Annotated in this window: 7 protein-coding genes and 10 tRNA genes; all 17 read left to right on the top strand. The window is 40.1% G+C overall.

The window, feature by feature from the left end:
- Nucleotides 1–47 precede the first annotated feature (47 nt).
- Nucleotides 48–121 (top strand) — tRNA-Ile (locus AC4HAL_RS10030).
- 5 nt (nt 122–126) lie between these two features.
- Nucleotides 127–198, top strand: a tRNA-Glu gene (locus AC4HAL_RS10025).
- Nucleotides 199–203: 5 nt separating this feature from the next.
- Nucleotides 204–293, top strand: a tRNA-Ser gene (locus AC4HAL_RS10020).
- 13 nt (nt 294–306) lie between these two features.
- Nucleotides 307–380: transfer RNA gene (locus tag AC4HAL_RS10015), tRNA-Met, on the top strand.
- A gap of 18 nt (nt 381–398) precedes the next feature.
- Nucleotides 399–471, top strand: a tRNA-Phe gene (locus tag AC4HAL_RS10010).
- 15 nt (nt 472–486) lie between these two features.
- Nucleotides 487–567, top strand: a tRNA-Tyr gene (locus tag AC4HAL_RS10005).
- Between the two features lie 4 nt (nt 568–571).
- Nucleotides 572–642: transfer RNA gene (locus AC4HAL_RS10000), tRNA-Trp, on the top strand.
- 7 nt (nt 643–649) lie between these two features.
- Nucleotides 650–722 (top strand) — tRNA-His (locus tag AC4HAL_RS09995).
- Nucleotides 723–725: 3 nt separating this feature from the next.
- Nucleotides 726–797 (top strand) — tRNA-Gln (locus tag AC4HAL_RS09990).
- 14 nt (nt 798–811) lie between these two features.
- Nucleotides 812–895, top strand: a tRNA-Leu gene (locus AC4HAL_RS09985).
- A gap of 1,062 nt (nt 896–1,957) precedes the next feature.
- A complete protein-coding gene (locus AC4HAL_RS09980) occupies nt 1,958–2,584 on the top strand; it encodes a sigma-70 RNA polymerase sigma factor region 4 domain-containing protein (RefSeq protein WP_447453129.1) in 627 nt (208 codons plus the stop codon).
- A 316-nt stretch (nt 2,585–2,900) separates the two neighbouring features.
- Nucleotides 2,901–3,347, top strand: coding sequence for a 50S ribosomal protein L13 (gene rplM / locus AC4HAL_RS09975; RefSeq protein ID WP_002962718.1), 447 nt, complete (start codon nt 2,901–2,903; stop codon nt 3,345–3,347).
- A gap of 21 nt (nt 3,348–3,368) precedes the next feature.
- Nucleotides 3,369–3,761 carry a 30S ribosomal protein S9 gene (rpsI, locus tag AC4HAL_RS09970; protein WP_447453128.1) on the top strand — a complete coding sequence of 131 codons (393 nt, stop codon included), beginning with the start codon at nt 3,369–3,371 and terminating at the stop codon, nt 3,759–3,761.
- A 255-nt stretch (nt 3,762–4,016) separates the two neighbouring features.
- The gene (gene ruvB / locus AC4HAL_RS09965) at nt 4,017–5,015 is read left to right on the top strand and encodes a Holliday junction branch migration DNA helicase RuvB (RefSeq protein WP_491094044.1); all 999 of its coding nucleotides are present in this window, start codon (nt 4,017–4,019) and stop codon (nt 5,013–5,015) included.
- Between the two features lie 44 nt (nt 5,016–5,059).
- The gene (locus AC4HAL_RS09960; protein WP_447453126.1) at nt 5,060–5,488 is read left to right on the top strand and encodes a low molecular weight protein-tyrosine-phosphatase; all 429 of its coding nucleotides are present in this window, start codon (nt 5,060–5,062) and stop codon (nt 5,486–5,488) included.
- Nucleotides 5,489–5,501: 13 nt separating this feature from the next.
- Entirely contained in the window at nt 5,502–5,897 is a 396-nt protein-coding gene (locus AC4HAL_RS09955) for an MORN repeat-containing protein (RefSeq protein WP_447453125.1), read from the top strand.
- Nucleotides 5,887–7,668, top strand: a complete 1,782-nt coding sequence (locus AC4HAL_RS09950; protein ID WP_491094043.1) for an acyltransferase family protein — start codon at nt 5,887–5,889, stop codon at nt 7,666–7,668. Before AC4HAL_RS09955 ends, AC4HAL_RS09950 begins: the two co-directional genes overlap by 11 nt.
- Nucleotides 7,669–7,724 lie beyond the last annotated feature (56 nt).

Here is a 7,724-nt window from a genome sequence, read left to right as displayed (position 1 = left end):
CGTCACCCGCTTTATAATGAAAATTATAAGTGCCAAACAGTTAGTTTGGGCGCATAGCTCAGCTGGTTAGAGCGCACGCCTGATAAGCGTGAGGTCGGTGGTTCGAGTCCACTTGTGCCCATGAAGGGTCCGTTGGTCAAGGGGTTAAGACACCGCCTTTTCACGGCGGTAACACGGGTTCGAATCCCGTACGGACTATTGTTGGAGGATTACCCAAGTCTGGCTGAAGGGAACGGTCTTGAAAACCGTCAGGCGTGTAACAGCGTGCGTGGGTTCGAATCCCACATCCTCCTTTACTAATAATATCGCGGGATGGAGCAGTTAGGTAGCTCGTCGGGCTCATAACCCGAAGGTCGTAGGTTCAAATCCTGCTCCCGCAATACCTATGGAGGTAGGAAGGCTCGGTAGCTCAGTTGGTAGAGCAATGGATTGAAGCTCCATGTGTCGGCGGTTCGATTCCGTCTCGCGCCATTTTGTATATATGATGGAAGGGTAGCGAAGAGGCTAAACGCGGCGGACTGTAAATCCGCTCCTTCGGGTTCGGGGGTTCGAATCCCTCCCCTTCCATTTTACGGGCATAGTTTAAAGGTAGAACTAAGGTCTCCAAAACCTTCAGTGTGGGTTCAATTCCTACTGCCCGTGTTATATGGCGAATGTGGTGAAGTGGTTAACACACCAGATTGTGGCTCTGGCATGCGTGGGTTCGATCCCCATCATTCGCCTATTGGGGTATAGCCAAGCGGTAAGGCAAGGGACTTTGACTCCCTCATGCGTTGGTTCGAATCCAGCTACCCCAGTTGATGCTATACTAGCCGGCGTGGCGGAATTGGCAGACGCGCTGGACTCAAAATCCAGTGTCCGCAAGGACGTGCCGGTTCGACCCCGGCCGCCGGTATACTTATGTTTTAGTCTCCTTGTTTGTTATTTCAGGGGGATTTTTTAGTTTTCCTGATTCTTCGGTATTTTCGATTTGTTAAATTTATGAATTTAGGGATTAGGGAACGAATATTTTTTGATCAGTAATTCATCACTGCAATTTCCTTATTTTTGTAGGGATTCACAGAAAGAGCGAGAGAGTAACACTTTGTTTAATAATTTTATAATGTGCGGTTCTGATGTGATGAGGAACTCGTATGCGGTTTTATAGAAATTACTTGTATTTGTCTTTTCGCAGACGTCAGCATTCTGGCAAGACTTGGCTTGGCAGACAGTTGGGATGGTATAGGTATTCTTAATGAGATCTTTCTGGTATAAGAATTTTCATATTTGATGGTATGCTCTCTGATACGTGAATTTCCAGCTTCATAGTATCTCATTTTTTAAATGATTGAAAAGCTTTTGTAACTGAAGAGGGAGGCTTTACTCGGCTAGTGTCAGCAATTTATTAGGGAGTTATCCACTTGTCTGTCAGAAATATATGTACATAGGCGGATGCTGTTTGTCAGCTTTCTTTAGGTTTCTATCTATGACTAATTTTTTGCTTGGTAACAGCACTGACAGGTTTCTCATGGTGTTTTTCAGTCAGTAGTGTTAGGGAGTTTTCAATTTAAGAAAGATGTTTTAGGGTTACCTTGTGGGGTCAATCATTAGTGTAAACAATATCTTCAAACCAGCTTAGATTATGCAAGCTTGTGATAAACTTTTTAAGGGGGATTGAGGTTAAGTACAAGCTGTAATCTAGCCAATTTCTCAAGGAACTTCCCCAGTGATTAATTTGAAATATAGCATGTGTGAGTCTGATACTAATCGGAAAAAATTCAAATTTTAATAGCTATTTTTATAATTTTCTAAATTGAATACGAATAGATAGATGTGCAGATAAATTTGCATGTCTTATTTACTTTATTTTATGACAAAGGATTTTATAGTGGAATAGGTGACATCGATGTCACTATAAATTTTCTGAATCTTCTATTATAATCTTTATTGTCAAAATATTTTAAAAGGAGTTATGTTTATGGATAAGAAAAAATTGCGTGAGATTTTTAATCGGAGTTCAGCGCTTCCTCCTGAGGATGATGTAGAAGATGTAGTTGAGGAGCGCGAAGTTATTACAGCAGGTTTATTGTTTCTATTGAAAGAGGTACTAAGTATGGATGATGATGCATTTGTGGGAGCCTTTGATTCGGTTAAGAAAATCGTTCAAAAATTAGCACGTGAGTATTATATTAAATTGTGGGCACATGATGATTGGAAGCAGGAGGCGCAGATCATTTTGTATCAATTGTTGGAACGTTTTCCTGAGTTGATGCACGATGAAGAAAAATTACGCTCCTACTTTAAAACAAAATTTAGGAGTTACGTTCTTGATAATATCAGAAAACAAGAGAGTCAAAAGCGTGCATTTGATAAGATGATCTATGAAGAGATTTCTGAGCTCGGACATCGTATTCCTGACCATAAAATGGATACAGTTGATTATATTGCTTTGAAGGATAAGCTTAAGGAGTTGAAAACAAAGCTAAGTACGGAGGATTATAGGAAGCTCTTGCTTTTGATGCGAGGCGGTGCCTTTAAAGGACGCAGTGCTTTTATTAAAGATATCAAAATTGAATTTGATGATTTTGATGATGATCAAAATTAGGTAGTTTTGGTTGGGGATATTTGTTAACCATTCGTTGATTTGGAAAAGGCAAGAGATTCTTGCTTTTTTGTTCAGGTGATGTAGTTAGAAAAGAAATATGTCCCTATCGTATTTTGCCTTCTTTGAATAGGGCATCAATGCAGTGGAACTTTAGGGATAAAAAGTAAAGGAAAAGCACTTGACTTTGCCGGTTTAAATTTGGTATGATAATAAGCGGTATTGTTTACCCCATTTCAGAAGCCCCGGAAAGCTTTAGAAATATTTGTGGACTTGGAACATCCACACTGTAAACAAAAATGATGGTATAGGAGAAATCATGAATAAAACAACATACATGGCTAAGCCAGGCGAAGTTGAACGTAAATGGTATGTCGTGGACGCTACTGATGTACCGCTAGGCCGTTTGTCAGCGGTAGTGGCTAGCGTGCTTCGTGGGAAAAATAAACCAACTTTTACCCCTCACACTGATACTGGCGATTTTGTTATCGTTATCAATGCTGAAAAAGTTAAATTGACTGGTAAAAAAGCAACTGATAAAATTTATTACACTCACTCGATGTATCCAGGTGGTTTGAAACAAATCTCTGCTGGTGAGTTGCGTTCTAAAAATGCTGTTCGTTTAATTGAAAAATCAGTTAAAGGTATGCTTCCGCATAATACTCTTGGGCGTGCGCAAGGTATGAAGTTGAAAGTTTTTGTTGGTAGCGAGCACACTCATGCTGCACAGCAGCCAGAAGTTCTTGATATTTCAGGTCTTATCTAAGAGGAAAGGAGCATATTTTAAATGGTACAAGCACAATATACAGGTACTGGACGTCGTAAAAATGCCGTGGCACGTGTACGTTTGGTCCCAGGTACTGGTCAGATTACAGTAAACAAAAAAGATGTAGAAGAGTATATTCCGCATGCAGACCTACGTCTTGTTATTAACCAACCTTTTGCAGTTACGTCAACTGTTGGTTCATATGATGTTTTTGTTAATGTTGATGGCGGTGGCTATGCAGGCCAGTCAGGTGCAATCCGTCACGGTATTGCACGTGCATTGCTGCAAGTAGATCCGGATTTCCGCGATTCTTTGAAGCGCGCAGGTCTTCTTACACGTGATGCCCGCATGGTTGAACGTAAGAAACCAGGTCTTAAGAAAGCACGTAAAGCTAGTCAGTTCTCAAAACGTTAAGAACAGTTTTATATAAGTACTTACGAGCATTTTGCAAGTCTCTTGCAAGGTGCTTTTTTCGTTTGTGGGTATATATCAGAAAGGATCTTGAATGAGAGTGTCAGATGAATCATCTTTGTGTTTATGTCAGTAGCAATGGATAGTATATTACCTAGATTGTGGGTGTTTATCTACTAGATGTTTTTTAACATTGAAATGTAAAAATCTTTACTGTTAGGTGATTTTGGTAAGAAGCATTTGTGTTATAATGATAGCATGACTAGAATTTTGGATGATGAAATGTTAGAAAACGAAGGAGAGGTTGAACGTACCCTTCGCCCTCAAACATTTAAAGAGTATATTGGACAAGATAAGGTTAAGGACCAGTTAGCTATTTTCATTGAAGCTGCTAAAGGACGTGATGAGGCTCTAGATCACGTATTGTTATTTGGCCCTCCAGGCCTTGGAAAAACTACAATGGCTTTCGTGATTGCCAATGAATTAGGTGTTAATTTAAAACAAACGGCAGGTCCTGCAATTGAGAAAGCTGGTGATTTGGTAGCTATTCTCAATGATCTTGAACCGGGGGATGTGCTGTTTATTGATGAAATTCACCGTATGCCAATGGCTGTTGAAGAAGTGTTGTACAGCGCCATGGAGGACTTTTACCTTGATATTATGATTGGAGCAGGGGAAGCTAGCCGTAGTGTACACTTAGATTTGCCGCCTTTTACCTTGATCGGGGCAACGACTCGTGCTGGGATGCTTTCAAACCCTTTGCGAGCTCGCTTTGGCATCAATGGACATATGGAGTATTATGAAGCTGCTGATTTAACGGAGATCGTTGAACGTACCGCCGAGATTTTTGAAGCTGACATTACCCATGAGGCCGCGATTGAGCTTGCTAAACGCAGTAGAGGAACACCTCGTATTGCCAACCGACTATTAAAACGAGTTCGTGATTACGCCCAAATCATCGGTGATGGTATTATTGACGATGCCATTGCGGATAAAGCTTTAAATATGTTGGATGTAGATCAAGAAGGGTTGGATTATATCGATCAGAAAATCTTGCGAACTATGATTGATATGTATGGGGGAGGTCCTGTTGGTTTGGCTACCTTATCTATCAATATTTCTGAAGAACGTGAAACTGTTGAAGATATGTATGAGCCTTATCTGATTCAAAAAGGGTTTATTTTGCGGACGCGCTCAGGGCGTGTTGCGACGGCAAAGGCATACGAGCATCTGGGAATTGAAAAGCCTCTAAACTAAACTGTTTCGTTATGTTTTTGTAATCTATATGATATAATATTGTTATGAAAAAAGTATGTTTTGTTTGTCTTGGAAATATTTGTCGCAGTCCGATGGCTGAGTTTGTGATGAAAAAATTGGTGGGTAAAAGAGATGTCCTGATTGAAAGTCGTGCAACCTCCTCTTGGGAGCACGGTAACCCAATCCATCGTGGGACGCAAAATGTTTTTAAGCAGCATGCCATTTTTTATGATACTTCTAAGGTATCGCAGCAGATTTCTCTAGATGATATGGAGAGATTTGATTATATACTTGGAATGGATCAGCAAAACGTCGAAGATTTGAGAAATAGTTTTCCTGCTTTTAGCAAGAAAATCCACTTATTTATTGCGGGAGGCGTACCGGATCCTTGGTATACGGGGGATTTTGAGGAGACTTATGCCTTGGTTGAGTCTGGATGTCGCAACTGGCTTTGTATTATTGACAGTGAATAATAGGGTAGATGTAATGAAAAAGATTGATTTAAGCAAGATTAGCAGGGAACAGGTAGAAATAGCAGCGGTTGTTGTTATTTTGATTTGCGCTTTGGCTATTTTGCTAATGCCTTTTGGTTCAAAGAAGACTTTGACCTTTGATAAAGGGAAGATTGTGTATACAGGTCATGTCAAAAATAATAAGATGAATGGACAAGGAAGGCTAACCTATAAAAATGGAGATAAATATAGCGGTGATTTTGTCAATGGTCAGTTTGAGGGAAAGGGTACTTTTACTTCTAAGAGCGGTTGGCGCTATAAGGGAGAATTTACTAAAGGTCAAGCTAATGGTCAGGGCACTTTGACAACAGCTGACGGACAAACGTATACGGGAAGGTTTAAACAGGGAATATATCAAGATGCGGATTAAGTGGTTTTCTTTTGTTAGGGTGACAGGACTGTTGTTAGTCTTGATTTATCACTTTTTTAAAAAAGCTCTGCCCGGTGGTTTTATCGGGGTAGATGTTTTTTTCGCTTTCTCTGGCTTTCTGATTACAGCTCTTTTAATTGATGAGTATCATCGTAAGCGGACAATTGATTTATTAGGTTTTTTTAAGCGGCGTTTCTATCGTATTGTACCTCCGGTTATCATTATGGTGCTTGTTACTATGCCCTTTACCCTGCTGGTTAGGAATGATTTTATTGCCAGTATTGGTAAGCAAATTGTTGCCGCTTTTGGTTTTATGACCAACTGGTATGAAATCTTTATTGGTAGTAATTATGAGAATCAATTTAATCCTCACCTTTTTCTGCATACTTGGAGTTTAGCAGTTGAGGTTCATTTTTATATTTTCTGGGGGATTTTAGTTTGGTGGTTATCAAAACGTAAGCTTTCTCAAAGTAATTTTCGTGGAGGGATTTTCTTAGCCTCTATTAGTCTGTTTTTTGTCAGCTATTTAACCATGTTTATCGGTAGCATTTTGGTAGACAATGTGTCCTTCAACTACTTTTCTACCTTTAGCCATAGTTTTCCATTTTATTTGGGTGCTATCTGTGCAACAATGTCTGGAGTTTCAGATACGACTAGGCGATTTGATAAAAATGTTGAGCGTTGGTCTTTGCAGCGAATCTTGTTGCAATTTATTGGAAGTTGGGCTGTTCTGCTCCTGTTGGGGCTGGTTTTAACCTATGAGGGCCGTTTGACCTACCTTTTTGGTTTTGCTCTAACTAGTCTCTTTGCCTGTCTCATGATTTATGCAGCTAGGGCTCTTCATGATAAGATACCAGAGGTTAAGGAGCCTGTGGTGATCACTTTCTTTTCTGATATCAGCTATGGGATTTATCTTTTTCACTGGCCATTTTACATTATCTTTTCTCAGTTAATGCCGAATTGGCTGGCGAGCTTACTGACCTTCATTCTATCTACAATTTTTGCGGCCTTCTCCTTCTACGTTATCGAACCAATGATTGCTGGCAAGGAGCTACAAATGTTGGGAATGGACATTGATGTTGCTCCCTATAAAAGGTGGATTGGTGGATTTGCGGGTGTCTTAGCAGTGGTTAGTTTGTCTATCAGTTTATTAGCACCTAGACTTGGTGAATTTGAATCGGGAGTTCTAGTGGACTCTCTAAATCAGGCTGATACGAATATGACATTGATGAACCAGAGGACAGCAGGAGATGCTAATGCTTTAAATAATGTCTTAGTTATTGGGGATTCTGTTGCTTTACGCTCTCAAGATGCTTTTGCTCATAATATGTCTAATGCTCTGTTAGATGCTTCGGTCAGCCGAAGTTTTGATGCAGCCTTTGAGACTCTCCAAACGAATATTGAGGCTAATACATTGCCAGAAACAGTTGTCTTGGCTGTAGGAGTGAATTCACCAGATAATTATCAAGATGATATTCAGCAATTTTTGGATGCTCTGCCAGATGGCCATCGTTTGGTTTTGGTTACACCTTATGATTCTCAGGAGGATTCAAAGATGTCGGCCATTCGTGATTATGAGCTTCAATTGGCTGAGGATAATGGTTATGTAACGGTGGCTGATTGGTATCAAACCGCGCAAGATAATCCTGGCATTTGGGATGGTACAGATGGTGTTCATTATTCTCAGTCTACCAATGGAGCTGATCTCTATGTTCAAACGATTCAAGGTGCAGTTACTGAAGCTGCAAAAAGGCCCGCTAAGGGGCAATAAATTTAAATATTACAAATAGAAAACATCATCAATTTTTATTGACAGTAGCCAGCTTA

This window comes from Streptococcus sp. ELY_125, from assembly GCF_058314535.1.
This window is presented reverse-complemented; position numbering and strand designations above follow the sequence as displayed.